Here is a 26,153-nt window from a genome sequence, read left to right on the forward strand (position 1 = left end):
CCCCGCCTAAGAAGTCGGGGTGTGCACCGCGTCGCCCGGAAACTGCCGGCCGAGCAGCTCGTCATGGCCGATCTCGGGGACGGTCTGGTCGCCGTTCGATCCACGCTTGCCCGGCTTCTTCTTCGACGGCTTCTCCGCTGCCGACTCGGACGGGTGCTCGGCCGAGCGGTGACCGTTGGACGGCCGACCAGCAGAAGCACTGGCCATGTCGATGGCCTTCTCGGTGTACACGCGATAGCCGAAATCCGGCAGGTAGCCGTGGATCTCGGGAGTGTCGAGGTCCCGCATGAACTGCAGGATCTCGCGGCTGACCACCTGGCCCGGCACCAGGACCGGAAATCCCGGCGGGTACGGCGTGACGTAGGTGGCCGAGACCACGTCTATTCCGGCGTCCAACTTCTCGTCGATCTGCTCGCCCGTCAGGTACTCGCAGTTGGCATCGTCGTAGGACAGGTAGAAGCTTTTGCGAACGTCCCCTTCGGGCGTCGGCTCGCTGCCGCTGTGATCCATGAACGCGGGATGGAAGCCGCTGAAGTCGGGCAGCGGCAACGGCATTCCGGTGAGCCGATAGACGGCCCGCTCGAAATGCTCACGCTCACCGAGGCTCATCTCCGAGATCTCCTGGTCGAGCTCACGGGCGATATTGACCAGGACTTCCACCAGGAAAGCGACCGAGCTGCGCGTGGTGCCGATGTTCGTCATGAACAGCACGCTGTTGCGCGACGTCTTGTTGATCTGGATTCCGTAGCGGTCCATCAGCTGTTGACGTTTGAACGTGTCACCGTTGTAGCCGGTTTGGCCGATGTAGAGCGTGATACGCGAGGGATCCAGCACGAACTCGTCCTGCTCCCAGGCCGCCATCATGTTGCGCAGGCCGGATCGCAGGGGCTGGGCGATGGCCGACGGCCGGAAGTCCTCCGGGATCAGATCGGACGTGCGCAGGCACCTCATGTATTTGCTGAGCAGCGGATGGTTGTCGATGGCGTCCCGCAGCTGCATCGCGTTCTCGATCTGGCGCTGCACCAACTCGACACCTTCCAGCGCGACCTGCCGGCGACCCAAGTCCAACGACGCGAGGATCTGGTAGTTCGGCGAAGTCGAGGTGTGGGCCATGTAGGCCTCGTGGAAGGCCACGGCGACCTTCTGGTCGAAATCCTGGTCATAGACATGGATCATCGATCCCTGCCGCAGCGCTGTCAGCGTCTTATGGGTCGACTGGGTGGCGTACACGCGCACGCGTGCCCTGGCGGGGTCGGGGATCAGGCGCCGCTCCAAGAGCTCGTCGTCGCTGGGCGTTCTGGCATTGTCGGCAGCAAGCTGCTCTTCGTAACGGCGCATGAGCGCGGGGTCTTGCAGGCGCTCACGCAACGCCGCCGCGGACGCCATCGCTGTGCGGCTGCGGTAGACCGGGTGAAAGCGCGCGAACGCGAACCACGCCTCGTCCCAGAGGAATACCAGGTCGGGTTTGATGGCAAGGCACTCTTCCATGACGCGCTGGACGTCATAGACGATCCCGTCGAAGGTGCAGTTGGTCAGCGACATCATCTTGACGCGGTCGAGCTTACCGGCGCGCTTGAGCGCCAACAGTTTCGACTTGATCTCGCGCAACGGCACCGCGCCGTACATCGAGTAGTCGTTGAGCGGATATGCCTCGAGGTAGACGACATTCGCGCCGGCCATCATCATTCCGTAGTGATGCGACTGATGACAGTTGCGGTCCAGCAGCACGATATCGCCGGGTGCCACCAAGGCCTGGGTGACGACCTTGTTGGCCGTCGACGTTCCGTTGGTGACGAAGTAGGTGTGCCGCGACCCGTATGCCTGCGATGCGAGCTGTTGTGACTCCCGCAGCGGCCCGGTGGGCTCCAGCAGGGAGTCGAGCCCGCCGCACGTCGCCGACGTCTCGGCCATGAACACGTCCAGGCCGTAGAAGCCGACCATGTCCTTGATCCAGTGCGAGTTGACGATCGACTTGCCTTGCGAAATCGGCAGGGCGTGAAAGACACCCGTGGGCCGGTGACTGTACTGCTTCAATGCGCTGAAGAACGGGGTGCGGTACCGCGCGGCGACCCCCTGCAGGATCGACAGGTGTAACTCGAGCATGCCCTCCCGCGCATGGAAGACCCTGCGGAAGTACTGGCCGAGGCGACCCGCGATGTCCTCCACCTCGATCTCGGTCATCATGTACAGGTCGAGCTCGGGCCGCAGTTTGGCGAGGGACACCGCGAGGATCTGCGCGCGCTCCTCGGGTGACTGGTGATCGTTGAGCTCGTGCTGCACGTCGCTGTCGACGAACTCCGACAGCGCCGACAGGTCCCGGGCCGACTGGTGGGAGAAGCGCCGCCGGATCACCACCGCCTGCAGGTTGACGTTGAGCCGCGCCGCGATCAGCGCCTCGTCCCCGCTGGACACCACCACCAGCTCGTAGACGAACTCGTCGTCGGGGCGCCGCCACTTGCGAACCTCGTTGCGCAGCGCCCGTTCCTGGTCTTCGGTCATCTTCTCGACGACGAGCACCTCGAAGTAGGGACGGTCGCGCTGGGCGGCCGGCTGGTGTTCGAGGAGCTGCCGCGGATCGGCCGGGAACATGTCGAGCTCGTCGGCACCGGCGTTGTCGACGTCTCCGGAACGGTACGACTCCGTGGTCAAGGCGCGGTTCACCTGCACCACCGCCTGGGAGAACTTGTCGTAATTGCCGGCCGCGAACAGGCGCTGGATCCGGGCGAACTGCGGCGAGCCGGGATAAGCCCAGTAGGGCTCCAGCGAACTGAGGCGAGTCAAGAGTTCCTGGCAGTTCGCCAGATACTTCTCCTTGCGCGCCCCCTCGGTGGTCGGGCGCGTCAGCCGATCGGCGGCTTCCTCGAGGCGGCACCAGGAGTCGCTGCGGACCTGCCACAGGCTGTTGTATGCGCGCAGGTGTTCGGTCATGGCCGCCCCTTTCTGGGCTTGCGGCGACTCCCGTCGGGAGCGTCGGTCAAGGGTTGCAGAACCAGCCCGCCCGCTGGTGTCCAGAAGACAAACAATGCGCGTCCGCAAGGTGACCGCGTGGACGGACGGCGGTGGCTGTGCGCGCGCCGAATCTCGCCCGGCGCGGCCGGCCCTCACACCGCGGTGGTCGGCTCGATCCCCAGAAGCAGTGCGAGTTGCGCCGCGGAGTGTGCGCCCGGCCCGGTGTTGTCCCGCACCGCGGTGCGGGCCGCGCGCGCCAAGGCCGCGTTGAGCGGTGCGGTGATGCCGGTGCGGTGCGCGATCCGGACGATCTCCCCGTTGAGGAAGTCGGTCTCCACGTCACCGGTTCGCCGGCTCAGGGACTGCCACGTGGAGTTGCCCGAGCCGGCGCTTGATCCGGGGACCGGGCGGATCACCGGTCCGTCGGCCGCACGCTCGGCGTTGGACGCCTCGAACGACACGAACTCGATTTCCGCGTGGCGCAGCACCGTTTCGCCCTCGCTGCGCAGGGCGGCCACGATCCCGGTCGCGTCGGTCCCGGGCGCGCACAGCGCACCCACCGCGTTGCCGAGGTTGCTCAACAGCTTGTTGTACTTCCACGGCGCGACGTCATCGGGAACGCGCACCACGATGCCCGCCGCCGTCCACTGCTCTGCGAGACCCCGCAGCAGTTGGGCGTCGCCGACGGTGCCGCGGGTCGCGGGCCATCGCGCGACGTGGAACTGACCGACAACGGGCCACGAACGGACGATCACTTCGCCGGGCTCCAGGTGCACGGCGGGTAGCCAGACGCACACCCCGAAGACCCGCCGGAAGTAGCGCAGCGCTTTCTCCTCGGCGGCAACGCCGTTGAGCGCGGTCATCGCCGGCAGCACGTCGCCCGCCGTCCCCACGACTCCCCGCGGGCCATGAACCGGCTGGTCCACCCATTCCTCCAGCGCGGCGTCGAGTTGCTGCGTCTTGGTCGTGAAGACCAGCACGTCACGGTCGGTCAACCGCACCTCTTCGGGGCTTGCCGCCGCGGAGACCGGGGTTCGCAAGGCGCCGTCGGGCGTTCTGAGCGTTATGCCCCGGGCCGCCAGGACCTCGGCGTGCCGGCCCCGGGCCACCAGCACCGCGGGCAATCCGGCTCGGGTCAGCACTGCCCCGACGGTGCCGCCGATGGCACCCGCGCCGACGATCACGCATCGATGGTCGTCTCGAGTCGACAATTGCCGCGCCTCCCCTTCGGTCACCAACCTCACCCGCCGCCACCGCCAAGTCTGCGTCCTTCGGCCGCCCGGCGCCGGATGTCCCGGTGTGTTCGCCCACGGGATAATGAGCGTGCGACTCGGATCCCCGGGCAGCGGCGGCCATCGCGAGGGCGGGTGCGGACGAGCGTCATGAAGGTCATCGGTTTCGAAGAGCACTACCGGCTTCCGGCGATGGTGGAGGAACACCGAAAGGAAGGGCTCACGTCGGACGCCGACCTGCTCAGGCATGCGGTTTACGGCGCGGCGGGCCCGGACGGGGAGTGGCCGCCCGGCATCAACGACCTCGGTGCGGGCCGGATCGCCGCGATGGACGCCGCGGGCATCGACGTCCAGATCCTCTCGCATTCCGTCCCCGGCCCCGAGACCCTCGAGCCCTCGGTGGCGGTGGAGTTGGCGGGGTCCGCCAATGACGCGGTGGCGGCTGCCGTCGCCAACTACCCGGAACGTTTTCGCGGATTCGCCACACTGCCGATGCGCGACCCGGCGGCGGCCGCGGCCGAGCTCGAACGCACCGTCCGCGAGCTGGGCTTCGTCGGCGCCCTGATCAACGGTCATGTCAACGGGCGCTACCTGGACGACCCGTTCTTCTGGCCGGTGTTCGAATCGGCCCAATCCCTTGACGTGCCGGTCTATCTGCATCCGACCGTGCCGCCGCGGCCGGTGATCGACGCGTACTACACCGGTTTCGATCCGCTCGTCTCGGCCAGGCTGGCGACCGTCGGGGTTGGCTGGCATGTCGACCTCGGCGTCCACTGCCTCCGGCTGATCCTCGGCGGGGTGTTCGACCGGTTTCCCTCCCTGCAGGTCATCGTCGGCCATCAGTTCGAGGCGCTGGCCTGGATAGGCTGGCGTGCGGACTACACGTTCCCTGCCACGGAGAGCGGGCTCAAACGCACCGTCAAGGAGTACCTGCGCGAGAACTTCTACGGCGGGATCCTGGCCGGCGACTTCTTCAGCCAGGATCCGGGCGCGACGGATCCCACCTGGAGCCTGTCCTTCAACGCCTACCTGGCCATGGTCAACGTCATCGGAATCGACCGCGTCGTCTTCACCGCCGACTACCCGTACGGCAACCTCGAGGCCTGCCGGCGATTCCTCGATCAGATGCCCCTCAACCCGGACGACAAAGCGAAGATCGCCCACCGCAACGCCGAACGGCTGCTCAAATTGTGAGCAGCCGTTCCGCTTTCCGGGCCGGATGATGGCGGCCGGCGGCGGATGGTTAACTGCGAACGTGGCGAGAGACCCTGGGCTGGCGCGGCGCTTCTTCGACAGGTACGAGCCCGTGCACGGCGTGACGTACTTCGCGCCGGAGGCACGCGCGGCGCTGGACGGGCTCGGTTACCGAGGCTTCTGGATGGGTTACTTCGCCGCGCGTTCGGCGCCGCTGGGCGCCGTGCCCCGGGAGGTGGTGGCCGCGACGTTCTACAACTTCGCCCCCGAGCGGGTCGCCAAGGCGCTCCCGGCGGCCTGGGAGATCGCGGGTCCCGACGCCGCGTTGCGCGCCCGCCGGGACTCCGCCGTCGCGGCGCTGCGCCGCTACGGCCTCGAGGCGGACGAAAATGTCCGTGTGGCGGCGGATTTGGCGGGCAAAGCCGCGCGCGGAGCGCCGCTCGAGGGGAGGCCACTGTTCGCCGCCAACCTGGCGCTGCCCTGGCCCGACGACCCGCTGGCGGCCCTATGGCACGCCACCACGCTGTTGCGTGAGCACCGCGGTGACGGGCACGTCGCGGTGCTGACGGCCGCCGGGATCTCCGGCCGCGAATCCAACGTGTTGCACGCGGCCGCTGGCGGGGTGCCGCGCGACTACATCGCCCGGACGCGCGATTACGACGAAGCGGCGTGGCGGCGTCAGGAGCAACGGCTGGCCGACCGGGGGCTGCTCGACGACCACGGCTCGCTCACCGCCGCGGGGCGAGAACTCAAGGACAGCATCGAGTCGACGACCGATGCCGTCGCGCTGTCGGCGCTCGACGCGCTCAGCGACGACGAGGTGGAAACGCTGTTCCGGGCCCTGACCCCCATCACCCGCGCGGTCGTGGCCGGCGGCGACGTACCCGCGCAGACCCCGATGACGCTGCGCCGCGACGAATTGCACGACGACAGCGCGCATCTCGCGCCTAGCTAGCCTCCCCGGCCACCGTGGCTGCGCCCAGCGCCTCGGTGAATATCTGCAACCGGCTGCAGGTCGCCTTGAGCCGGGCCGTCTGGGGTTCGCTGAGCGGATGCCCGAGCAATGGCTCCGCTGCCCGCAACGCCCGGTCGATGGTGGCCAGGGCGGTCTCGAACCCGACGACGTTGCGCACGTCCGCGGCGTCCGGGTCCGCCTGACGCACCGGGATCGGGTGCAGCACGGGGTCGCCGGACGGTTGGGCGGCCGCGATGTGCTCGAACAACCGGTCGAGCGATCCGTCACTGTCCAGCTCGTCGAAACGCTGGAAGCTGTCGGGAACGGGCCACGGCGCGGCGATCCCGATCCCGTCGCTCATCGCGCCGATGCGGTCCCTCCAGCAACCGAATGCTTGTGCGACGACGTAAGATTCGGCCTCGGACAGCCATGGGTAGTCGACGTGCCATGCCGCGGCTATCGCCGCCTTCGCCGCGTCGGGTTCGGTCGAGGCGACCATGACGCGGCAACCGGCCGCCGCGAACCGTTGAGCGAGAGCGGCGGTCGCGGCGACCAGCCCGCACGAGTACGCCCAGCGGCGGCTGCGGATCGTCAGGACGACGTCGACGGTCATGGCGCGCTCAGCGCCGGGCTCTGGCCCAGGTAGGCGAGGATCTCATACCGCTGCCGCTGGAAGTCCCTGCCGAACTGCGCACCCGGAGACCGCGGCTTGTCGATCGCGAGGACGTCGGCGACCTGCGCGGGCCGGGCGCTGAGCAGCACGATCCGGTCCGCAAGCAACAGAGCCTCGTCGACGTCGTGGGTCACGAACAACACCGTCATCCGTTGGGCCTCCCACACCGACACCAGCAGTCGCTGCATGTCCAGCCGGGTTTGCGCGTCCAGCGCGCCGAACGGCTCGTCCATCAGCAGCACGCGCGGCTCGCACGCGAGGGTGCGCGCCAACTGGACGCGCTGGCGCATGCCGCCCGACAGCTGGCCGGGCAGGTGATCCCGGTAGGCGCTGAGCCCGACCTGACTCAGCAACGCATCCGCGGCCTGCGCGCGGTCCCCGCGCGCCACGCCGCGCAGCTTCAGGGCGTACTGGACGTTCTTGGCGGCCGTTCGCCACGGCAGCAACGCATCCTCCTGGAACACCATCGCGCAGTGCGCGGCGTTGCCGGTCACCGCGTCGCCGTCCACGAGCGCCCGGCCGCCCATCGGGGCGAGCAGGCCGGCGAGGGCCCGCAGGATGGTGGACTTGCCGCAGCCGGACGGCCCGAGCAGCACGACGATTTCGCCGGGCGTCACGCTCAGCGAGATCTCCGCGGCCAGTTCGCCGTCGAAGCCCAACCGGAGACGCTCCAGCCGGACCGCCGCTCCGGCGTTCATCGAGCCGACCTGGGCAGCCAGTTGTTGACCCGCCGGCCGACCCGCTCGACAAGCCAGGCGGTCAGCAGCCCGAGGGCGCCGATGGACACCATGCCGACCACCACGCCCGCATAGTCGAGCAACCCGTAGCACTGCCAGGTGTAGTAGCCGATTCCGTACTGGCCCGAGATCATCTCGGCACTGACCACGCAGATCCAGGCAACCCCCATCGCCACCGACAGCCCGGAGAAGATACCGGGCAGCGCGCCGGGAAGGACGACGTGCAACAAGATCGACAGCCGGCGCGCGCCCATCGTCCTGGCGGCGTCCTCCCACACCTGCGGTAGCGCGTCCATCGCGTGGATCGTGCTGACGACGACGGGGAAGAAGGCCGCGAAGAAGGTGATGAACACGATGCCCTGTTCGCTGCTGGGAAACAGCAGGATGGTCAGCGGGACCAGGGCGATGGCCGGGATCGGCCGGAAGACTTCGATGAAGGGCCGCAACGTCATTCGCGCGGTGCGCGACCGGCCCACGAGCATGCCCAGCGCGACGCCAGCCACCGCGGCCAGGCCGAAGCCGAGCAGGATGCGTTGCAGGCTTGCCAGCAGGTCGTCGTAGTAACCGCCGGAACTGACCCGGGCGACCAGGGCGTCGTACACGCTGCCCGGTGTGGGCATCCGGTTGAACCGCAGCCACGCCACCACCTGGTGCGCCGTCAGCTGCTGCCACAGGAGCAGGAACGCGGCAACCGGCAGCAGCGGCAGCGCGACCGCCGCAATCCGCGCCCGCACGCGCGGATGCCGCCTGCCCGGCGGGCGAAGTGTCGCGTCGGACTCGCGCACCTTGGCGGCGTCGAGCATCAAAGCAGCTGTGGTATCGGCCATCTCGGGTCCTTCGTCGTTCTCTAGCTGGGCGATCGCGATTGGGACAACGCTGTCCGGTAGGTGACGGGCACGGTCTGGGGATGCTGGGCGCGGTAGGCCGCCGCGGCCCCGGGAGTGTCGAACGGTTTGTACCGCTGCGTGGTCGGGGCCGAGGTGTCGACCAGCCACACGGCGTGGTCGGCGAACAGGCGGGTGCCCGTCACGGTGTCGGGCACGTACGCCGCCCGCACCGACTGCGTGGCGGCGATCCGCCGCAGCAGGCAGGTCGGGGTCGCGGCGACCTCCGTGTGCGTCGCGCCGGCGGGCCAGAGCTCCGAAGCCTGCGCCGGGTCGTCAACCGGCAGCCCGCACCGGTCGTCGAATCCGGTGAGCCTGTCCGGGTTGACCGTGTCCGCGCGCCGGCGCTGATAGTCGGGGCCGATCTCCGCTTGCAGATAGGACTCGTCCACGAACGCACTGATATCGAAACCTGGTGACACCGAGCGCTTTCGAACAAGGAAAGGCTTGATTTTGCCGAGCGCGGCAACGAGCTGGGTTTTGATGGTCATGTCGAAGGACACCAGCCCGTTGGGGCCGTTGTAGAGGTAGACCACCTCCGGCTCGATGCGGGTGAGCGCGCTGACACGCAGCGCGGCCTGGAGGGGGTGCGCGACGATGTAGTCGGTGGTGGCCGACATGGCCTGCAGGAACGCGGTGATCACCTCGGGATGGCGGTGGGTGAAGTCGTCGCGGGCGACCACGCCGTGGAACGTCGGGACGTCGTTGTCGCCGCCGTCGTAGAGCAACTCGCCCTGCTTGCGAAAAACCAGCAGCTGCGGCCACGGGACGAACTGCGCCATCGCGTCGACCTGTTTGCCCTCGATGGCCGACGCGCCGACCGCGGGGTCCTGGTTGACCAGGTGGACCTGGCCGGGGTCGATGCGCGCCCGTTGCAGGGCGGCGGCCAGCATGCCGTCGCCGGCCGAACCGAGGCTTGTCGACACCCGCCTGCCGACCAGGTCGGCGAGCGAAGTCACCGTTGACCCGGTGGGCACGATGACCTGATTGAGCGAACCCCGCAGGTTGTAACCGGTGACGGCGATGAAGCTCGTCTGCGCGTCGCTGTAGCGGCGCGTCTTGGAGCCGTTGACCAGCAGCGGGTAGTCGCCCATCGAGCCGATGTCGACGTGGGAGGCCATCATCTGCGCGGTCAGCGGCGCGCCCGAGGCGAAGTCCTGCCACACCACGCGATATTTGACACCGTGGGCAGCCGCGACGCGGGCCAGCGCCTTCTCGAACTCCCCGCGGTCGCGCATCAGGGTGCCGGCGTTGACGGTGTTGATGGTCTTGGACTGGTATCCGACGTTGACCACGACGCTGGGTTCGCCGAGGACGCCGCAGCCGCTCAGCAGCGACGCGCAGACCGCCGCCACCACCGCAAGGATCGAGCCCCTCACCGCCGTACCCCTTACCGCAGCAGGTAGGGGATGTTGACGGTGACGGCGTCGACGGGGCAGCGGGCGGCGCAAGGGCCGCAGTACCAGCACTCGTCGACGTGCATGAAGGCCTTGTTGGTCTCCGGGTTGATGGCCAGCGAGTCCAGCGGGCAGACGTCGACGCACAGCGTGCAGCCGTCGATGCACTTGGCTTCGTCGATGGTGACCGGGACGTCGGCGCGGTTCGTTGTCAGTGCCATGATGTTCCTTTTCCTGGAAAGTTGTTGCCCTATAGGCCCATTCGTGCGTAGGCTCGGACGTCAGCGTCCGGGTCCGACGTCGCGGTGCGCAGCGCGTCGCGGATACGGGGCGACTCGGACTTGAACCCCGCCAGCGATTGCACCGCCGCCTTGCGGACATCGAGGTTGTCGTCGGCCGACGCGGCGACCAGGCACTCGGCGGCCAGCGCCTCCTCCGCGGACCCCAGCGCTCGCGCGGCGCTCTGGCGTACCTGCCAGGACGGCTCGCGCAGTGCGGCCGCGGCGACCGTGACCGCGTCCCCGGTGCAGCCGAGGGCGCCGAAGGCGTCCAGGGCGGCGGCCCGCACCTGCTCGTCGGTGTCACCGGCCAGCGTCAGCAACGCCGTCACACCACGGGGATCCCCCACGGCGGCGAACCCGCGTGCCGCCGCGAGGCGCACCGCCGACGCCGCGTCCGCGGACGCCACGGCCAGGGCGTCGAGTGAATCGATCGAGACGAAACCCAGGACCGCGGAACAGCGCACGGTCTCGTCGGGATCGTCGAACAGTGACCGCAGTTCGTCTTCTCCGCTGATCCGGTGCCGCCACAGCGCCTCGATTGCCGACGCTCGGACCCCCGGGTCGGGGCCGGCGGCGGCCCGGCGCAGGTGCCGCACGAACTCGGCGCCGGGTTCGATCACCTCGACGAGCTCGCGCAGGAGCTTCATCGCCGCGGCGCGCACCTCGTCCGAGGGGTCGGACAGCGCGGCGGCGAAATACGGTGCTGCCTGGGCCCATTCGTCGTCCTCGGTGCATTCGCTCAGCACACTGAGCGCGTTGCGGCGCACCGCCGGATCGCCGTCGGACAGGAACTCGGCGAGGTCCTCGAGGGCGGGCCCTTCCTCGGACAACTCGAGCAGTTGCAGGATCCGCGTCGACGCCGTCATCGGTGACCACCCGCCTCGGCGAGCGCCTCGGCGACGGGCTCGTCCGGCACGCCATCGGGCCGCTCGAAGCCGGCCACCGGCACGATGTAGGGAGCCACCGGCCGCGTCAATGTCTCGATCTCCCCCGCGCCGTTGCGCCGCAGGTTGAGATGACAGAACCACTCGGCATCGTTGCGCTGCGGGAGGTCGCGGCGCTGGTGATACAGGCCCCAACGGCTTTCGGTGCGAGCCAGCGAAGCTCGGGCCGCCAGCTCGGCACAGTCACGGATGAAACTGACCTCGGCGCAACGCATCAGCTCGTGCGGGGTGCGCGCACCCATCGCGGCGATCTCCGTGCGCATGCGGTCGAAGGCCTCCAGGCCCTTCTGCAGGTACGCCGCCGTCTTCGGCGGCGCCAGGTAGTCGTTGACGAAGCGCCGCAACTTGTATTCGACCTGCGGCTGGGGCGGCCCGTCGGGGTTGTGCAGCGGACGGTAGATCAACTCGTGGGCCGCGGCGATCTGATCCTGCGGAAGTTCCGGCATGGGCGCCGACGGTCCCGACGCGGCGGCCTGCTCGCCGGCGATCTCGCCGAACACGAACGCGCCGATCATGTAGTTGTGCGGCACCAGCGCCATGTCGCCGGCAGCGTACAGGCCGGGCACGGTCGTGGCTGCGTACTCGTCCACCCACACGCCGGAGGCGGAATGGCCACTGCACAAACCTATTTCGGAGACATGCATCTCGACGTCGTGCGTGCGGTAGTCGTGGCCGCGGTTGCTGTGGAAGGTTCCCCGCGTCGGCCGTTCCGTGGTGTGCAGGATCCCTTCGATCTGGGAGATCGTCGAGTCGGGTAGATGGCTGAGCTTCAGGTAGATCGGACCGCGGGCGCTTTCGATCTCCCGGACCACCTCGGACATCATCTGGCCCGACCAGTAATCACAGTCGACGAAGCGGTTCCCCTCGGAGTTCACCTGGTAACCGCCGAACGGGTTGGCGACGTAGGCGCACGCGGGTCCGTTGTAGTCCTTGATCAGCGGGTTGACCTGGAAGCACTCGATGCCCGACAGCTCCGCCCCGGCGTGCAGAGCCATGGCGTAGCCGTCGCCGGCGTTGGTCGGATTCTCGTAGGTGCCGTAGAGGTACCCGCTGGCCGGCAGGCCGAGGCGGCCGGCGGCCCCGGCGCACAGGATCACCGCGCCGGCGGCGACTGTCACGAATTCCCCTGTGCGCGAATTGAATCCGACCGCGCCGACCGCGCGGCCGCCGGCGGTCAGCACACGCACCGGCATGACGCGGTTTTCGATGGTGACCTTCTCGCGGACCTTGCGCGCCCGCAGGCAACGGTACAGAACCTTCTTGATGTCCTTGCCCTCGGGCATCGGCAGCACGTAGCTGCCCGAGCGGTGGACCTTGCGCACCGCGTACTGATTGTGTTCGTCCTTTTCGAACTTCACCCCGTAGCGCTCCAGTCGCTGCACCATCGCGTACCCGCGGGTGGCGGTCTGATAGACGGTGCGCTGGTTGACGATTCCGTCGTTGGCGACCGTGATGTCCGCGACGTACTCCTCGGGCGACGCCTTTCCCGGGATGACGGCGTTGTTGACCCCGTCCATGCCCATGGCCAGCGCGCCGGAATGCCTGACGTTGGCCTTTTCCAGCAGGATGACCGACGCGCCGTTCTCGGCGGCGGTGAGCGCGGCCATGGTGCCCGCCGTCCCGCCGCCGATCACCAGCACGTCGCAGGACATCCTCTGTGGATCAACAACATTCGGTATGTGCACGTTCTCTGTCCCTCCGTGTCGTCAGATTGCCGAGCTGCATGTCCGCCGATCGGCGGACGTGTCCGGCGAGCGCGATGCGGTCGCCCCTGATGCGCAGGTATTCCAGGTCGATCGGCCGCCCATCTTCGGTGAGGGTGAGCCGCTCGATCAGCAGAAGCGGTGAGTGGACCGCGATGCCCAGGGCGTCCGACACGGTGGGGTCGGAACCGACGGCCTCGATGGTGAGGCTCGCCTCGCCCAGACGCATGTCGAATGTCTCCTCGAGCAACCTGAACACGTCGGTGTTCGCCAGATCGAGTCCCAGCAGCGGTGTTCCGTATTCCTCGAGCAGGTAGGTCGCGTCGAGCGACACCGGTTCGCCGGCGACGGCACGAATCCGTTCGAGGAACACCACCGGGGCACCGACCGGGATCTGCAGACGTTGCGCGACCGTCGTTTGGGCGCTGGTGACTTCGGCGCGCAGCACCGTGTTGGCCACCGATATGTCCGGTGTCTGGAACTCCTCGGCAAGCCCCTGCAGTCGGCTGAGATCCTGCGTCCGCTTGGTCGCCACAACGAACGTGCCGGCGCCCTGGCGGCGTTCGACAATTCCTTCGGCCCGCAACAGATCCAGCACGTAACGGATCGTGTTGCGGCTCACCGCGAACTCGCGACTCAAATCGCTTTCCGGCGGCAGCGGCCCGGGGCCGTAGCCGTCGCCCAGGATGCGGGCGCGCAATCCGTCACGGACGCGTCGCGCCGTTTCCCGTGATCGCTCCGACTTGCCAGGCACGAGTGTCAGCTTTGAGGCGGTTTATTACGGCGCCGTCACTGCCGGTTGCATGAGAGTTAAGCCACTTGCCGTAGCCCCACCGGGCCTGTGAGCAGGCGATATCCGGCGCGATCGGCGCATTCCGCCGCCCCCTGAAGTGCTGCCCCACAGACCTGCGGGGGTTCACCTGGCTTCGGTCCGGTGCCCGCGCGCGTCGAGTCCGCGTCCCGGCGATTGGCTTAATCTTGGCCGGTGAGCGGTGAACGGGTGCCCGGCGGAGTAGTGCACAAACTCCCCGCGGACCTGCGCGAGTCGTTGATCGGCAATGCGGCGGCCCTGGCCGCGTGGAAAGACATCACCCCGCTGGCCCGCAACGAGTTCATCTGTTGGGTCGAGGACGCCAAGCAGCAGGCGACGCGGGTGCGCCGCATTCGCCGGACCCAGGAAGAACTCGAGGAGGGAAAGCGCCGGCCGTGCTGTTGGCCCGGGTGCAAACATCGCGAACGCACCCGAAGTTAGGCGACGGCGAGCCGGGCCGGCGGCGCGCTAGCCGGCGTAATCCATCGGTGGCCCGCCGCCGTGTCCCAGGTCGCGGCCGGCCACGGCGGTCGCCAGCGCCTTGCCGCCCTCGAGAGTCCCGACGATGTCCACATGCTGATCCACGGCGAATTGCATTGCGGGCGTTCGCAAATGGCTGCCGTCGCTACCGATCACCGCGGTGTTCGGGGTCACGACGTAGGTCTGGGTGTACCCGTTGGCGCTCCGCGCCGTCACCGAGTTCGCCGACACGGCTATCAGCGTGCCCTCTTGACTGACCGTTTGTGTGCCCTGGGGTTGCGCCGGGCCGGTCACCGAGGCACCGTCCGCAGGACATTCGGAATCCGCGGCGCTCACCATCAACGCCGCCAGGCTCGCCGCGCACAGCAACGAAGCCGACCCGACGTGACATGTCGTCGCGGCGAGCGCGATCCGGTGCCGCGCGCGCGGCCCGATCGTCAGCCCACGTTGCTTTCCCGGCATTCGGTGCCTGGAACCCATGCCCGCTCCTCCCCGCCGTTCGCAGCCGAGAGAGCGCTGCCCAGCGCCAGCCTCTGCAGGCGCGCGGTCTGGGAATTCCCGCGGGCCCGGGGCGGCAAACCAACGTCGCCGCCGCCCGGCCGGGGGCCGCACCCGTCGGCTTGTCAGCCTTTGGCGAGCGTGAACTGCGCGACGTCGGTGTAACCCTCGCGGAAAAGGTCGGCGCAACCCGTCAGGTACTTCATGTACCGGTCGTAGACCTCCTGGGACTGGATCGCGATCGCCTCGTCGCGGCGCCCCTCGAGGGCGCCCGCCCAGGTGTCCAGCGTGCGGGCGTAATGCGGACGCAGCTGCTGCACCCTCTTGACCGCAAAGCCGGCGCGTTCCGCGTGCTCTTCGACGGTCTTGGCGCTGGGGAGGTCTCCACCCGGGAAGATCTCGTCCATGATGAATTTCATGAACCGCAGCTTGGTCATGGTGATGGGGAGTCCGCGCTCGCTGAACTCCTCTCTGCTGGGCTGGATGATGGTGTGCAGGAGCATCACACCGTCGGCAGGCAGCGCCTCGTAGGCCATCTTGAAGAAGTCGGCGTAGCGGTCGCGCCCGAAGTGTTCGAACGCGCCGATCGACACGATTCGGTCCACCTTCTCGTCGAACTGCTCCCAGCCCTGCAGCAGCACCCGTTTCGTGCGCGGGCTGGGGTGCTCGTCGAGGCGCTGCTGGACATGCGCCTGCTGGTTGCGGCTCAGCGTCAAGCCCACGACGTTGACGTCGTACTGCTCGAGCCCGCGAACGATGGTGGTTCCCCAGCCGCACCCGATGTCCAGCAGCGTCATCCCCGGCCGCAAGCCCAGCTTGCCCAGGGACAGGTCGACCTTGGCGATCTGCGCCTGTTCCAGCGTCATGTCGTCGCGCTCGAAGTAGGCGCAACTGTAGGTGCGGGTCGGGTCGAGGAAGAGCGCGAAAAACTCGTCGGACAGGTCATAGTGCGCCTGCACGTCCTCGAAATGCGGCTCCAAGCTGAGGGTCTCGCTGGGTTTTTCGGGCAAGGCACAACCTTCGACGTTGACTTTAATATTTTGGACGGCGCGATCGAAACGGGTCGCCGCGCTGGTATGCCAGTGTATCCGCCCGTTGACGGGGCACGTGGTGGTGACGTGCGGACGCCCGCCGCCGCGCCGGCACCACGACGAGCGCGGGCGAGGTTGCTGTCGAAAATCGCTGCGCCGTAATCCGATTCAGCCGAATGCGGCCCGGGGCTGACGCCCACGACAATTTCGCAGCGGGACTGCCCGGATTTGCTGAGTTGACTGGTTGTAGCGCGTGGGACACGATGGCCGCACGCGCGGGCGGTCACGATAGGGTGGGGATCGGAATGGCTGACATCACCATGTTGATCCTCGCCGACCACGATTGGTTTCGCGAACAATTCGCCCAGCTGGACTATCTGCAGGCGCAGACGCCGGTCGACCGGGGCGCGCTCGCGCGGGTGTGGCGCCCCCTCGCCGACAAGCTCGACGTGCACGCCTACATCGAAGAGAAGATCTTCTACCCGCAGCTGTTGAAGCGTGGCACCGCCGACGCCGAGGGCGAAACGCTCGACGCCATCGGGGATCACAATGACATTCGCGACGGGGTTCGTGACGCCAACGCGGCCCAGCTCGGCACCGAGGAGTGGTGGGCGGCCGTCGGGCGCACGCGGGTTGCCAACGACGAGCACATGGGCGAAGAGGAACGCGAGGGACTGTCCGACTTCCGTCGCAATGCGCCGATCGGTCTTCGCGAAGCGCTCGGAGAGCAGTACAGCGAATTCATGCGCCGCCATCCGACCACCGAGGGTCTTCAGATCGAAGACCGCGACCCTCAGGCCTACGTCGACAGCATCGAAAACGGCGAACGCTCCCAACCGGCCGACTTCTCCCTGCGCATCGGCAGCCTCAAGGGCAAGTGACGAGCCGTGACCGGGGCGAAACCGACGAAAAGTGTGGTCAGGGTCGCAGCCGGTTCGGTCCGGGAATGTTGTGGGTACGCGACCTGTCGATGAATAATCGTCGCCGCCGGAGGAAGTGGCTACGCAGGGAGATCCGGGTCGCTGATCCCACAGCCATGCGTCGGACCATCGCGGGAACCGCGATCGGCAACTTCATGGAGTGGTACGACTTCGGCGTCTACGGCTACATCGCCACCACCATCGCCCAGGTGTTCTATCCGGGCAACAACGTCAACGGCGTCCATCTCATCGCCACCTTCGGCACCCTGGCCGCGGCGTTCGTGGTGCGCCCGCTCGGCGGTGTGATCTTCGGTCCGCTCGGCGACCGGATCGGGCGCCAGCGGGTCCTGGTGATCACGATCCTGCTGATGACGGTGGGCACGACCACCACCGGCCTGCTGCCCGGCTACGACCAGATCGGCATCTGGGCACCCATCCTGCTCGTCGTCGCCCGTGTCTTCCAGGGATTGTCGACCGGCGGCGAGTACGTCGGAGCCATGACCTACCTCGTCGAGCAGGCTCCCGACCGCAAACGCGGCATGATGGTGGGCTTCCTTCCCCTCGGCAACCTGGTCGGTTTCGTGGTTGCCGGCCTGTTGGTGTCGAGCATGCAAGCGCTGTTGCCCAACAGCGCCATGGTGGCCTGGGGCTGGCGGATTCCGCTGCTGCTTGCCGCGCCGTTGGGTGCGGTTGCGCTGGTCATGCGGCTGCGCCTCAAGGAATCGAACGCCTACCAGAACGTGAGCGCCGACGAGTCCGGCGGCGGCCATCAGTTCCGGCACACGATCGTGGAGCAGCGCAGGCCCCTGCTGATCTGCATGGCCCTCGTTTTGACCTCACAGGTCGCCGACTTCATGCTGACCGGATACCTGCCCACCTACCTGAAGGTCTTCGTCCGGGTCGACCACACCGCGGGGCTGGTGATGATAGTGACGACGCTGGCCATCCTGATGGCGGCGGTCGTGTTCGTCGCGATGCTGTCGGACCGCATCGGCGTCAAACCGATCATGTGGACGGGCTGCGGACTGTTGATCGTGGGTTCGATCCCGGCGTTCCTGTTCATCCAATTCGGCCGCATCTACCCGGTGATCTTCATCGGCGTGCTGCTGATCGGTCTGATGGAGCTCTGCTTCGACAGCACCACGCCGGCTACCCTGCCGGCGCTGTTTCCCACCAGGGTGCGCTACGGGGCGCTGGCGATCTCCTACAACGTCTCGATATCGGCGGTGGGCGGCACGACCCCGCTGATCGCCCAGGCACTGATCTCGGCCACGGACGACCTCATGGTGCCGGCCTACATGCTGATCTTCGCGGGCGTGGTGGGGGCGATCACGCTGTTGTTCACGCCCGAGGTCGCCGGCCAGCGCCTGCCGGGATCGGGGCCGGCGGTGGAAAGCGAGCAGGATGCTCGCGAGCTGGCCAAGGGAATGACTTAGGCGGTCCACCGCCGATCGGACCGCTAATCCGACTGCTGATCCGACGCTGCCTCCACGTCGGCGCGCTCCTCGAGCAACCGGTCCTTGCTGCGCAACAGCCGCAGCAGCGTCACGAAGATGAGCCCGCCGGCGACGTTGCCCACGACCGTGTAGCTGAACCAGCGCAGCCAGTCCAGGTAGCCGAAGGGGGCGACGTGGGTGTCGAGCGCACCGAAGATCAGCAGCGAGTCGAGGATCGAGTGGAACATCCTCAGCCCCGCCAACAGAAACGCCCCCGCAATGGCGGCGGCTATTTTGCCGGGCACCGAATCGGTCCCGTGCTGCATGCGGGTCATCAGGGTGATCGTCATGCCGCCGAGCACCGACAGCGCCAGCGTCTGCGGCGACAACGGGGCGGTGGCGAAGTGGGCCGCCGTTTCGATGGTCTGGGCGCGCAACTCGGGGAAGCCCGTCATGATCAGCCCCATGATCACCCAGCCGCCGACGAGGTTGGCGAACAGCGTGCCGCCCCACAGCTGAGCCAGTTGTCGCAGGCTCGCGCGTTTGGCGGCCACGGTCACGACGGGCACGATGAAGCCCTCGGTGAACAGCTCGCTGCGCCCGAGCAGGAGGGCCAGGAAGCCGATCGAGAACGCCAGGCCCGCGACCAGGGGGCGATGGGTGACGGAAAGCACCGACAGGTAGGCGAGCACACCCAGGGCCACCTCGGTGCCGCCGAAAAAGCCGGTGACCAGCACCACCCGCCAGCCGCGGTGCAGGCGCTGGGTGCCCTCGTTCAGCATTCTGCTGAAGGCGTCCTCGAGCTCGTCCTCGATCGGGCTGTCATATTGGCCGAGCTGACGTTGAATCTCACGCGCGGGCATCTTGGGTTCCTCACTGGCAAACGTCGGCGAACTGCACGAATACCCGTTTCCCGGACGCCGCTGCGCCGGGCCGGCCGTTAGGTAGGACACAGCACATTGCCGGCCCGGCGACGGCACGGTGAAAAACCCGGCCCGGTAACGGTTTTGGTGCACCCGCGGCCGCCATTTCGCTTGCCGTGTGAGAAACCCGGGCCCGGGTATACCTGGCTTGTGTTCGCACCGAGGCGCCGTCTGCGCGCTCCTTCCGCTTACCCGGTCAACCCGCGAGGGGCTCATCCCGTCGCCGTGCCCATGCGGGCACGGGGATGACCCGGCCCAAGCCGGTCCCCGACGACCTGCGGAAGGTGGCCGCCGCGCACGGGGTGGCCACCTCCTACCGCAACGAGCGGCGCGAGCCGGTCGAGGTCGACGCCGACGTGGTGATCCGGGTGCTCGGCCTGCTCGACGTCGAGGCCGGGACCGAAGCCGACCGGCGGCGCGAAATCGCCAGGCTGGAGAAATGCGACCGGGCGCGCACGGTGGCCCCCACCGTCGCCGTGCGGACGGACGGCCAAGCCCGGCCGCTGCCCGGGGCCGCCCTCTTGGTCGGTGAGGACGGCACCCACACCGAGGTACGCGACGAGCTGCCCGCCGGGCTGGCACCGGGCTGGTACCGGCTGCACACACGGGACGGGCAGGAGGCGACACTGGTGGCCGCCCCGCCGCAAGTGCCCCCGACGCCCGGCGCGTGGGGGTGGATGCTGCAGCTCTACGCCTTGCGCTCGGCGCGCTCCTGGGGGATCGGCGACCTCGGCGACCTGCGCGAGTTCGTGCACTGGACCGCCTCCCAGCACGGGGCTGGCGCAGTGCTGCTCAACCCGCTGCACGCGCCCGGTCCGACCCATCCCGTGCAGCCTTCGCCGTACACGCCGTCGAGTCGACGATTCGCCAATCCGCTGGCGTTACGCGTCGAGGACCTGGACGCCTATCGGCGAGCGGACCCGGACACCCGCGCGGAGGTGGACGCGCTGCGGGTTTCGCCCGACACCCCGCGGATCGACTACGACCTGGTGTGGGCGGCCAAGCGGTCGGCGCTCGAGCTGCTGTGGCGCGCCGAGGGCCGGCCGTCGCCCCTGGATGCGTCGCACGCCGCGGGGTTGCGAGATTTCGCCACGTACTGCGCGCTGGCCGAGCGGCACGGCGGCCGCTGGACCCGCTGGCCCGAGCCGCTGCGCGACGTCAACGGATCCGCCGTCGCGGACGCCCGCCGGCAGCTGGCGCCGAGGGTGGCGTTCCACGCCTGGGTGCAGCAACGGTGCGCCGAGCAACTGAGCGCCGTGCGCGACGCCGCGCGAGACGCCGGCATGGCGCTGGGCGTGCTGCATGACCTCCCTGTGGGCGTGGACGCCGACGGCGCCGACGCCTGGGCGCTGGCCGACGTGCTCGCTCCAGGGGTGAGCGTCGGGGCGCCGCCGGACAACTTCACCCCGCGCGGACAGGACTGGGGACTGCCGCCGTGGCGGCCGGACCGCCTGGCCGCCACCGGCTACGCCCCGCTGCGGGACATGCTGCGCGCCGTGCTCGGCCACGCCGACGGCCTGCGGATCGACCATGTCGCCGGCCTGTGGCGCCTATGGTGGATCCCGCCGGGCGACGGCCCCGACCGGGGCACCTACGTCCACTACGACGCCGACGTCATGCTCGCGGTCCTGGCGCTGGAAGCCCACCGCGCGGGCGCCGCCGTCATCGGCGAGGACCTGGGCACCGTCGAACCGGAGGTCACCGAGGCCTTAGCCGGCAACGGGATGCTGGGGTGCGCCGTGTCGTGGTTCACCCGCGACCAATCGGCGCCCGGCGAGCCCCTGCTTCCGTCCGCGCGCTGGCCGTCACGGGCGGCTGCGAGCCTGTCGACGCACGACCTGCCCACCGCGGCGGGCTTCCTGCGCGGCGAACACGTGCGTGCGCGCGCAGACCTCGGCCTGCTCAACGACGTGCCGGCCGAGCAGGCCACCGCCGACCGGGAGCGGGCCGAGTGGCTGGCGTTGCTGCGCTCGGAGGGGCTGCTGACGGAACCCGATCCGGGCGAGGCGGCGATCATCGCCGCGATGCACCGGTTCCTGGCGTCCACGCCGAGCCGGCTCAAACTGATCTCGCCCTACGACGTGCTTGCCGAGCCCCGGCAGCCGAACCTGCCCGGCACGGTCGACGAGTACCCCAACTGGCGGTTGCCGCTGCCGCAGACACTCGAAGAGCTGCGCGCCGACCCGAGGGTCGCCGCGATCACCGCCTTCTTCCGGCCGGCCGCGCACTAACCGCCAACGTCTTCGTCCTACGCGCGCCGCAGGACCAGCAACTCGCCGGTGATCGCTCCCTCCTTGAGCAGCCGCCCCATGCCTGCGCTCTGCTGGTCGGCCAGTTGCCAGGCCTCCGTCTGGCCGTAGCGGTCGGCGAGCGCGTCGGTGACGGCGTCGACGCGTTCGTTCCAGTCGTCGGGAATCTCCGGTAGGTCGGCGGTGCGAAGCCAGTGCTCGACGTCGAGCGCGGAGTCCTGCACGAGTTCGCGGAGCCCGTCAGGGCTCGGGAAGTGGTTGCCCTCGGTCATGTCGTCCGAGATGTCCCCGCGGGCGACGAACACGAGCAAGCCGATGGCCCCGTCCGGCGACACCGTTCGCCGCAGCTCGCGCAGGAGTTCGATCTGGTCCGCCGTCGTGCACAGCACCCCTAGCGACCAGGCGGCGTCGAAGCTCGAGTCCGCCAGGGGCAGGCGCGACGCGTCGGCCTGGACCACCGGGAAGCCGAACAACCGCCTCGCCGCGCGGCACGCTCCCGCTTCGGGCTCGGCGAGGACCGGCAAGACCTGGCCGGCTCGCGCTGCATACGCCGCGGGACCGCCAACGCCCGCGCCGCAGTCCAACAGACGGTCACCGGCAGCCAAGCCCATCCGGTCGATCAGCCAATCCAGGGCGGCGGGGCTTCCGCTTCCGCGGCATCCGGCGGGCACGTGATAGTCCGGGCCGAGGTCCTCCGCCACCTCCGCCGTCCATTCCGCGACCGTACCGAACTCGGCCTCCATCGCTTCTGTCATCTCGCCTCCGTCTCCCCATCGCTTCGCTCTGCATCGTCAGAGCCGGACGTCATCTCGCCTCCGTCTCCGCGCGGATGCGGCGCCCGACCTCGGCCTTGATCTCGGCGCCGATGTGCGCGCCCGAGGCCGACGCAAGGCCGGAGACGTTGACGCCCTCGACGCCGTCGATCGACAGCAACGCGCGCGCCTCGGCGACCGCCGCCGCGATCCCGGCGGCCACCGGATCGGCGGCGCCCAGCACCTCCTCCGTCACCGCGGGATCCAGCTCCAGACCGGGCAGGCCCTGGAGAACGGCGGCCGACACACCGTCGGTGAACACCGCGACGGCGGCGATCACGGGAAGTGACAAGCCCTGCGAACGCGCCGACTTCATGAAGTCGGCGATCATGCCGGGAAACGGCACATGGTTGAGCACCGCCAGGCCCGCGCCGGCTCGCTGCTTCTCCACCAGCCGGGCCGGCCTGGCGTGCACCGGCGGGGCGGTGGGGGTTTCGGGCGCCGCGGGGGTGACTCCGATCGAGGCGGCCAACGAAATCAGGCGCGGGCCGTCGAGGTCGAAGGTCTGCGTGACGTCTGGCCGCACGTCGTAGCCGCGTCCGTCACCGGTCACGCACAGCACGGTGTCGACGCCGACGGTCTGCAATCCGCGCAGCTCTTGCTCGAGCACCACCCGGTTGCGGTCGCGGCACGACAACGTGATCCACGGCGTCACGCCCGCGTCGAGCAGCAGCGACCCCATGAGCGTGGGCGGAAAATCCGGCTTGTTCTGGTGCTCGCCGACCAGCACGGCGTCGCACCCGGACGCCAGGACGGTGGCCGTCGCGGCAACGTCGTGTCGGTCGAAGGGCGTGCAGCTGAAATCGGCCAACACCAGCGGTGCACGCACGGGCCGCTGCGCGGCCCGATCCCCCGACCATGGCACGACGTCACCGAAGACACAGGCTCCCGGGCGCATCTCGCATTGCCCGTCGGGCCGCACGCCGCCGCACGGCCCGAACTCCATCCGCTTCGGACAACCGGTATCCGTCGGCAACCTCGGCCCCCTCGCGCATCGCTTTGCGCTGGCAAGTACCCACACCGTCGTGCCCGCAAGCGTCGCGCGCAAGGGGCGCCGACTGCAGGTGTGACCGGCGTCTTATTTGGCAATAGAGACAGAACACGTTTCAGAGCCGACGAAAGCGGGGCGACCATGAAGCCGATATCGCCAATGGACGCGCTGTTCCTCATCGGCGAATCACGCGAACACCCCATGCACGTGGGCTCGCTGCAACTGTTCCAACCGCCGCCCGACGCCGGGCCGCACTTCGTCCGCGAGTCCTATCAGGCGATGCTCGAGAGCACCGAGGTGCAGCCCACCTTCCGCAAGCATCCGGCCTTCTTCGGCGGCATCACCAACCTCGCGTGGTCGTTCGACAAGGACGTCGAGCTCGACTACCACCTTCGCCGTTCGGCGCTGCCCGAGCCGGGACGCGTGCGGGACCTCCTGGAGCTGGCGTCCCGGCTGCACGGCAGCCTGCTCGACCGGCACCGACCACTTTGGGAAGCGCACCTGGTGGAAGGGCTTGAAGACGGGAGGTACGCCGTCTACACGAAGTTCCACCACTCGCTGATGGACGGGGTCTCGGCGCTGCGGCTGATGCAGCGGGCCTTCACTGCGGACCCGACCGACGACGAGGTGCGGGTGCCGTGGAGCATCGGCCCGCGCAAACGGCGGCAGCGGCAGAGCGGTTCGTCGCTGCTGCAGCAGGTGGGCCGCACCGCCGGCTCGACGCTCGCGCTGGCGCCGTCGGCGTTGAAGCTTGCGCGGGCCGCACTGCTCGAGCAGCAGCTGACCTTGCCGTTCCGGGCACCGCGCACCATGTTCAACGTTCCGATCGGCGGCGCGCGGCGGGTGGCCGCACAGTCCTGGTCGATGGACCGCATCCGGGCGGTCAAGTCCGCGGCCGACGTGACCGTCAACGACGTGGTCCTCGCCATGTCGGCGGGTGCGCTGCGCGCCTACCTGCAGGACCAGGGTGCGCTGCCGGAACTTCCGCTCACCGCGATGGTGCCGGTGAACCTCCGCAAGGACGACGACGACCGGGCCGGCAACATGGTCGGGACGTTCCTGTGCAACCTGGCCACCAATCTCGAGGACCCTGCGCGACGGCTCGAGGTCATCAGCACGTCCATCCGCGACACCAAAGAGGTGTTCTGGCAGCTGCCCCCGGTCCAGCAACTGGCGTTGTCGGCATTCAACGTCGGCGGTCTGTTCTTCGGACTCATACCCGGCTACCTCTCGGCCGCCTCGCCGCCGTTCAACATCGTGATCTCCAACGTCTCGGCCGGTCGCCGCGAGCCGCTGCACTGGCGTGGCGCTCGCCTGGACGGCAACTACCCGCTGTCGATTCCGCTCGACGGGCAGGCGGTCAACATCACCGTCACCAACAACGCCGACAACCTCGACTTCGGTCTCGTCGGATGCCGCCGCAGCGTCCCGCACCTGCAGCGGCTCCTGGGCCACCTGGAGACGTCGCTGAAGGACATGGAACGCGCCGTCGGCGTCTAGGCGGACAATCTCAACCCGAAGCCGCCGGCAGGCGCGATGCCCGGGCGGATCGCGTAATCCAGGCACACGGTGGTGCCGGTCGGGCGAGCGTTGATGGTGCAGTGGTCGGCAAGCGCGTGCATGAGCCTGATGCCGCGCGAGGCCAAAGCATCGCCCGGGTGGGTCGGGCCCGGCCTGTGCCAGGTGCCGCGGTCGCTGACGCAGACGCTGACCGACCGCGCGGCGGGGTCGTGGCTAGCCTGGAGCCTCATGGTGCCGACCGTTGGATGGGCGCGGTACGCGTGTTCGACGCAGTTGGCCAGCGCTTCGTTGACGCCCAGGACGATGCTGTCCCGGATGTCGGCCGAGGCTTCGGTCTCGGCCTTCAACCAACGGTGCAGGGCGCGACGCCATTCGGCCGCAGTGGCAGCATCGGCGGCGCCGGCGCACGACAACCGCTCGGGGGTGGCGACCGGGGGCGGGTGCACAATCATGGAATTTGCATACCCAGTCGGGGTGGGAATGCCAACGCGGGTGCCGTCTCGTTTCGGACACAACCGGGTAGACCCCCGAAACCGTCCTGCCCACCAAGAGATGAGAAGGGTCCCATGGAATTCCGAGTTTTCGTCGAACCACAGCAGGGCGCCAGCTACGCCGACCAGCTTGCCGTCGCCCAGATCGCCGAGCAGTTGGGCTTCGCGGCGTTCTTCCGGTCCGACCACTTCCTGGCGATGAGCGGTGACGGGCTGCCCGGTCCCACCGACTCGTGGGTGACGCTCGGCGCCATCGCGCGGGAGACGTCGCAGATCCGCCTGGGCACCCTGGTGACGTCGGCGACGTTTCGTCAGCCGGGGCCGCTGGCCATCGCGGTCGCCCAGGTCGACCAGATGAGCGACGGGCGCGTCGAACTCGGCCTGGGCAGTGGCTGGTTCGAGAAGGAACATCAGGCATACGGCATCCCCTTCCCGCCGGTGCGGGAGCGGTTCGACCGGCTCGGCGAGCAACTGGCCGTCATCACCGGGCTGTGGAGGACCCCGCCCGGCGAGACCTTCGACTACACCGGCCGGTACTACACGGTCACCGGCTCGCCGGCCCTTCCCAAGCCCGTGCAGAGCCCGCACCCGCCGATCGTGATCGGTGGGGTGGGCGCCAAACGCACACCCGAATTGGCGGCGGCGTATGCGACCGAGTTCAACCTGCCCTTCGTGCCGATCGACGTGGCCCGAATTCAATGTGGGCGGGTCGCCCAAGCCGTTGCCGCGGCGGGGAGACCCGCCGAGTCGATGGTCTACTCGAGCGCCTTCGTGCTCTGCGCCGGTCGCGACGACGCCGAGGTGCGGCGCCGCGCCGCGGCGATCAACCGGGAGGTCGACGAGCTGCGTTCGAACAGTCCGCTGGTCGGCACGCCCGGCGAGATCGTCGACAACCTGGGGGCTTGGGCCGGCCTCGGCATCGAGCGCGTGTACGCCCAAACGCTGGACCTGTCCGACCTGGGGCACCTCGAATTGTTCACCGGCGAAGTGTTGCCGCAGCTGCGCTAGTGCGCCATCCGGTCAAATTCCTGCGCGTTCGCG

General features: G+C 68.7%; 22 protein-coding genes and 1 pseudogene. 8 read left to right on the forward strand and 15 right to left on the reverse strand.

Features of this window, described 5'->3' with window-relative positions:
• Positions 1 to 6: 6 nt before the first annotated feature.
• On the reverse strand, positions 7 to 2,928 hold the full coding sequence (locus G6N48_RS19075; RefSeq protein ID WP_085268480.1) for an aminotransferase class I/II-fold pyridoxal phosphate-dependent enzyme: 2,922 nt from the start codon (positions 2,926 to 2,928) through the stop codon (positions 7 to 9).
• Between the two features lie 173 nt (positions 2,929 to 3,101).
• Positions 3,102 to 4,184, reverse strand: a complete 1,083-nt coding sequence (locus tag G6N48_RS19080; protein ID WP_232066659.1) for a ketopantoate reductase family protein — start codon at positions 4,182 to 4,184, stop codon at positions 3,102 to 3,104.
• 147 nt (positions 4,185 to 4,331) lie between these two features.
• On the opposite strand from G6N48_RS19080, the gene G6N48_RS19085 reads away from it, so the two are divergent.
• Entirely contained in the window at positions 4,332 to 5,375 is a 1,044-nt protein-coding gene (locus G6N48_RS19085; RefSeq protein WP_232066660.1) for an amidohydrolase family protein, read from the forward strand.
• Positions 5,376 to 5,436: 61 nt separating this feature from the next.
• Positions 5,437 to 6,330, forward strand: a complete 894-nt coding sequence (locus G6N48_RS19090; protein ID WP_085268658.1) for an SCO6745 family protein — start codon at positions 5,437 to 5,439, stop codon at positions 6,328 to 6,330.
• Here G6N48_RS19090 and G6N48_RS19095 read toward each other — a convergent pair.
• From G6N48_RS19095 to G6N48_RS19125, 7 genes and pseudogenes are all read right to left on the reverse strand, one after another.
• The gene (locus G6N48_RS19095) at positions 6,323 to 6,943 is read right to left on the reverse strand and encodes a hypothetical protein (RefSeq protein ID WP_085268477.1); all 621 of its coding nucleotides are present in this window, start codon (positions 6,941 to 6,943) and stop codon (positions 6,323 to 6,325) included. The two genes, G6N48_RS19090 and G6N48_RS19095, sit on opposite strands and share 8 nt — an antisense overlap.
• Positions 6,940 to 7,701 carry an ABC transporter ATP-binding protein gene (locus G6N48_RS19100; RefSeq protein ID WP_085268476.1) on the reverse strand — a complete coding sequence of 254 codons (762 nt, stop codon included), beginning with the start codon at positions 7,699 to 7,701 and terminating at the stop codon, positions 6,940 to 6,942. Before G6N48_RS19100 ends, G6N48_RS19095 begins: the two co-directional genes overlap by 4 nt.
• Positions 7,698 to 8,543, reverse strand: coding sequence for an ABC transporter permease (locus G6N48_RS19105; protein WP_372511208.1), 846 nt, complete (start codon positions 8,541 to 8,543; stop codon positions 7,698 to 7,700). Before G6N48_RS19105 ends, G6N48_RS19100 begins: the two co-directional genes overlap by 4 nt.
• 44 nt (positions 8,544 to 8,587) lie before the next feature.
• Entirely contained in the window at positions 8,588 to 10,003 is a 1,416-nt protein-coding gene (locus G6N48_RS19110; RefSeq protein ID WP_085268474.1) for an ABC transporter substrate-binding protein, read from the reverse strand.
• Positions 10,004 to 10,014: 11 nt separating this feature from the next.
• Positions 10,015 to 10,242 (reverse strand): 4Fe-4S dicluster domain-containing protein, encoded by a 228-nt coding sequence (locus G6N48_RS19115; RefSeq protein ID WP_085268473.1) that lies wholly within the window; start codon positions 10,240 to 10,242, stop codon positions 10,015 to 10,017.
• Between the two features lie 29 nt (positions 10,243 to 10,271).
• Positions 10,272 to 12,931 (reverse strand): annotated as a pseudogene (locus tag G6N48_RS19120) (fumarate reductase/succinate dehydrogenase flavoprotein subunit).
• A complete protein-coding gene (locus G6N48_RS19125) occupies positions 12,909 to 13,703 on the reverse strand; it encodes a GntR family transcriptional regulator (protein ID WP_085268472.1) in 795 nt (264 codons plus the stop codon). The pseudogene G6N48_RS19120 and the gene G6N48_RS19125 overlap by 23 nt, the downstream one beginning before the upstream one ends.
• Positions 13,704 to 13,934: 231 nt before the next feature.
• On the opposite strand from G6N48_RS19125, the gene G6N48_RS19130 reads away from it, so the two are divergent.
• Positions 13,935 to 14,201 (forward strand): YdeI/OmpD-associated family protein, encoded by a 267-nt coding sequence (locus tag G6N48_RS19130; protein ID WP_085268471.1) that lies wholly within the window; start codon positions 13,935 to 13,937, stop codon positions 14,199 to 14,201.
• Positions 14,202 to 14,228: 27 nt separating this feature from the next.
• On the opposite strand, the gene G6N48_RS19135 is transcribed toward G6N48_RS19130, so the two are convergent.
• On the reverse strand, positions 14,229 to 14,720 hold the full coding sequence (locus G6N48_RS19135) for a hypothetical protein (protein WP_139825702.1): 492 nt from the start codon (positions 14,718 to 14,720) through the stop codon (positions 14,229 to 14,231).
• A gap of 143 nt (positions 14,721 to 14,863) precedes the next feature.
• Positions 14,864 to 15,748, reverse strand: coding sequence for a cyclopropane mycolic acid synthase family methyltransferase (locus G6N48_RS19140; RefSeq protein ID WP_085268470.1), 885 nt, complete (start codon positions 15,746 to 15,748; stop codon positions 14,864 to 14,866).
• Between the two features lie 326 nt (positions 15,749 to 16,074).
• Here G6N48_RS19140 and G6N48_RS19145 point away from each other — a divergent pair, with 326 nt between their 5' ends.
• Together G6N48_RS19145 and G6N48_RS19150 are read left to right on the forward strand one after the other, a co-directional pair.
• Positions 16,075 to 16,650 carry a hemerythrin domain-containing protein gene (locus tag G6N48_RS19145; protein ID WP_085268656.1) on the forward strand — a complete coding sequence of 192 codons (576 nt, stop codon included), beginning with the start codon at positions 16,075 to 16,077 and terminating at the stop codon, positions 16,648 to 16,650.
• A gap of 155 nt (positions 16,651 to 16,805) precedes the next feature.
• Positions 16,806 to 18,125: an MFS transporter gene (locus tag G6N48_RS19150; RefSeq protein WP_085268469.1), complete on the forward strand. Its 1,320-nt coding sequence runs from the start codon at positions 16,806 to 16,808 to the stop codon at positions 18,123 to 18,125.
• Between the two features lie 23 nt (positions 18,126 to 18,148).
• On the opposite strand, the gene G6N48_RS19155 is transcribed toward G6N48_RS19150, so the two are convergent.
• Positions 18,149 to 18,988 carry a formate/nitrite transporter family protein gene (locus tag G6N48_RS19155; RefSeq protein WP_085268468.1) on the reverse strand — a complete coding sequence of 280 codons (840 nt, stop codon included), beginning with the start codon at positions 18,986 to 18,988 and terminating at the stop codon, positions 18,149 to 18,151.
• A 305-nt stretch (positions 18,989 to 19,293) separates the two neighbouring features.
• Between G6N48_RS19155 and malQ the strand changes: the two genes are divergently transcribed.
• Entirely contained in the window at positions 19,294 to 21,279 is a 1,986-nt protein-coding gene (gene malQ, locus G6N48_RS19160) for a 4-alpha-glucanotransferase (protein WP_085268467.1), read from the forward strand.
• A gap of 17 nt (positions 21,280 to 21,296) precedes the next feature.
• Here the strand turns inward: malQ and G6N48_RS19165 are convergent, their stop codons facing one another.
• Positions 21,297 to 22,052, reverse strand: coding sequence for a class I SAM-dependent methyltransferase (locus G6N48_RS19165; protein WP_085268466.1), 756 nt, complete (start codon positions 22,050 to 22,052; stop codon positions 21,297 to 21,299).
• Between the two features lie 49 nt (positions 22,053 to 22,101).
• Positions 22,102 to 23,055 carry a methylenetetrahydrofolate reductase gene (locus tag G6N48_RS19170; RefSeq protein WP_085268465.1) on the reverse strand — a complete coding sequence of 318 codons (954 nt, stop codon included), beginning with the start codon at positions 23,053 to 23,055 and terminating at the stop codon, positions 22,102 to 22,104.
• Positions 23,056 to 23,241: 186 nt separating this feature from the next.
• On the opposite strand from G6N48_RS19170, the gene G6N48_RS19175 reads away from it, so the two are divergent.
• The gene (locus G6N48_RS19175) at positions 23,242 to 24,600 is read left to right on the forward strand and encodes a WS/DGAT/MGAT family O-acyltransferase (protein WP_085268464.1); all 1,359 of its coding nucleotides are present in this window, start codon (positions 23,242 to 23,244) and stop codon (positions 24,598 to 24,600) included.
• Here G6N48_RS19175 and G6N48_RS19180 read toward each other — a convergent pair.
• On the reverse strand, positions 24,597 to 25,073 hold the full coding sequence (locus tag G6N48_RS19180; RefSeq protein ID WP_085268463.1) for an ATP-binding protein: 477 nt from the start codon (positions 25,071 to 25,073) through the stop codon (positions 24,597 to 24,599). The two genes, G6N48_RS19175 and G6N48_RS19180, sit on opposite strands and share 4 nt — an antisense overlap.
• Before the next feature lie 114 nt (positions 25,074 to 25,187).
• On the opposite strand from G6N48_RS19180, the gene G6N48_RS19185 reads away from it, so the two are divergent.
• Positions 25,188 to 26,120, forward strand: coding sequence for an LLM class F420-dependent oxidoreductase (locus G6N48_RS19185; protein ID WP_085268462.1), 933 nt, complete (start codon positions 25,188 to 25,190; stop codon positions 26,118 to 26,120).
• Positions 26,121 to 26,153: the final 33 nt, after the last annotated feature.

Origin of the sequence: Mycobacterium parmense (assembly GCF_010730575.1) — a bacterium.
Lineage (GTDB): Bacteria > Actinomycetota > Actinomycetes > Mycobacteriales > Mycobacteriaceae > Mycobacterium > Mycobacterium parmense.

What these genes read in the sequence shown, in the direction of transcription:
- G6N48_RS19075 (WP_085268480.1), bottom strand. Translation starts at nt 2,928, where the DNA reads ATGACCGAACACCTGCGCGCATACAACAGCCTGTGGCAGGTCCGCAGC.
- G6N48_RS19085 (WP_232066660.1), top strand. Translation starts at nt 4,332, where the DNA reads ATGAAGGTCATCGGTTTCGAAGAGCACTACCGGCTTCCGGCGATGGTG.
- G6N48_RS19095 (WP_085268477.1), bottom strand. Translation starts at nt 6,943, where the DNA reads ATGACCGTCGACGTCGTCCTGACGATCCGCAGCCGCCGCTGGGCGTAC.
- G6N48_RS19100 (WP_085268476.1), bottom strand. Translation starts at nt 7,701, where the DNA reads ATGAACGCCGGAGCGGCGGTCCGGCTGGAGCGTCTCCGGTTGGGCTTC.
- G6N48_RS19105 (WP_372511208.1), bottom strand. Translation starts at nt 8,543, where the DNA reads ATGCTCGACGCCGCCAAGGTGCGCGAGTCCGACGCGACACTTCGCCCG.
- G6N48_RS19115 (WP_085268473.1), bottom strand. Translation starts at nt 10,242, where the DNA reads ATGGCACTGACAACGAACCGCGCCGACGTCCCGGTCACCATCGACGAA.
- G6N48_RS19135 (WP_139825702.1), bottom strand. Translation starts at nt 14,720, where the DNA reads ATGGGTTCCAGGCACCGAATGCCGGGAAAGCAACGTGGGCTGACGATC.
- G6N48_RS19145 (WP_085268656.1), top strand. Translation starts at nt 16,075, where the DNA reads ATGGCTGACATCACCATGTTGATCCTCGCCGACCACGATTGGTTTCGC.
- G6N48_RS19150 (WP_085268469.1), top strand. Translation starts at nt 16,806, where the DNA reads ATGCGTCGGACCATCGCGGGAACCGCGATCGGCAACTTCATGGAGTGG.
- G6N48_RS19155 (WP_085268468.1), bottom strand. Translation starts at nt 18,988, where the DNA reads ATGCCCGCGCGTGAGATTCAACGTCAGCTCGGCCAATATGACAGCCCG.
- malQ (WP_085268467.1), top strand. Translation starts at nt 19,294, where the DNA reads ATGACCCGGCCCAAGCCGGTCCCCGACGACCTGCGGAAGGTGGCCGCC.
- G6N48_RS19165 (WP_085268466.1), bottom strand. Translation starts at nt 22,052, where the DNA reads ATGACAGAAGCGATGGAGGCCGAGTTCGGTACGGTCGCGGAATGGACG.
- G6N48_RS19170 (WP_085268465.1), bottom strand. Translation starts at nt 23,055, where the DNA reads ATGGAGTTCGGGCCGTGCGGCGGCGTGCGGCCCGACGGGCAATGCGAG.
- G6N48_RS19175 (WP_085268464.1), top strand. Translation starts at nt 23,242, where the DNA reads ATGAAGCCGATATCGCCAATGGACGCGCTGTTCCTCATCGGCGAATCA.
- G6N48_RS19180 (WP_085268463.1), bottom strand. Translation starts at nt 25,073, where the DNA reads ATGATTGTGCACCCGCCCCCGGTCGCCACCCCCGAGCGGTTGTCGTGC.
- G6N48_RS19185 (WP_085268462.1), top strand. Translation starts at nt 25,188, where the DNA reads ATGGAATTCCGAGTTTTCGTCGAACCACAGCAGGGCGCCAGCTACGCC.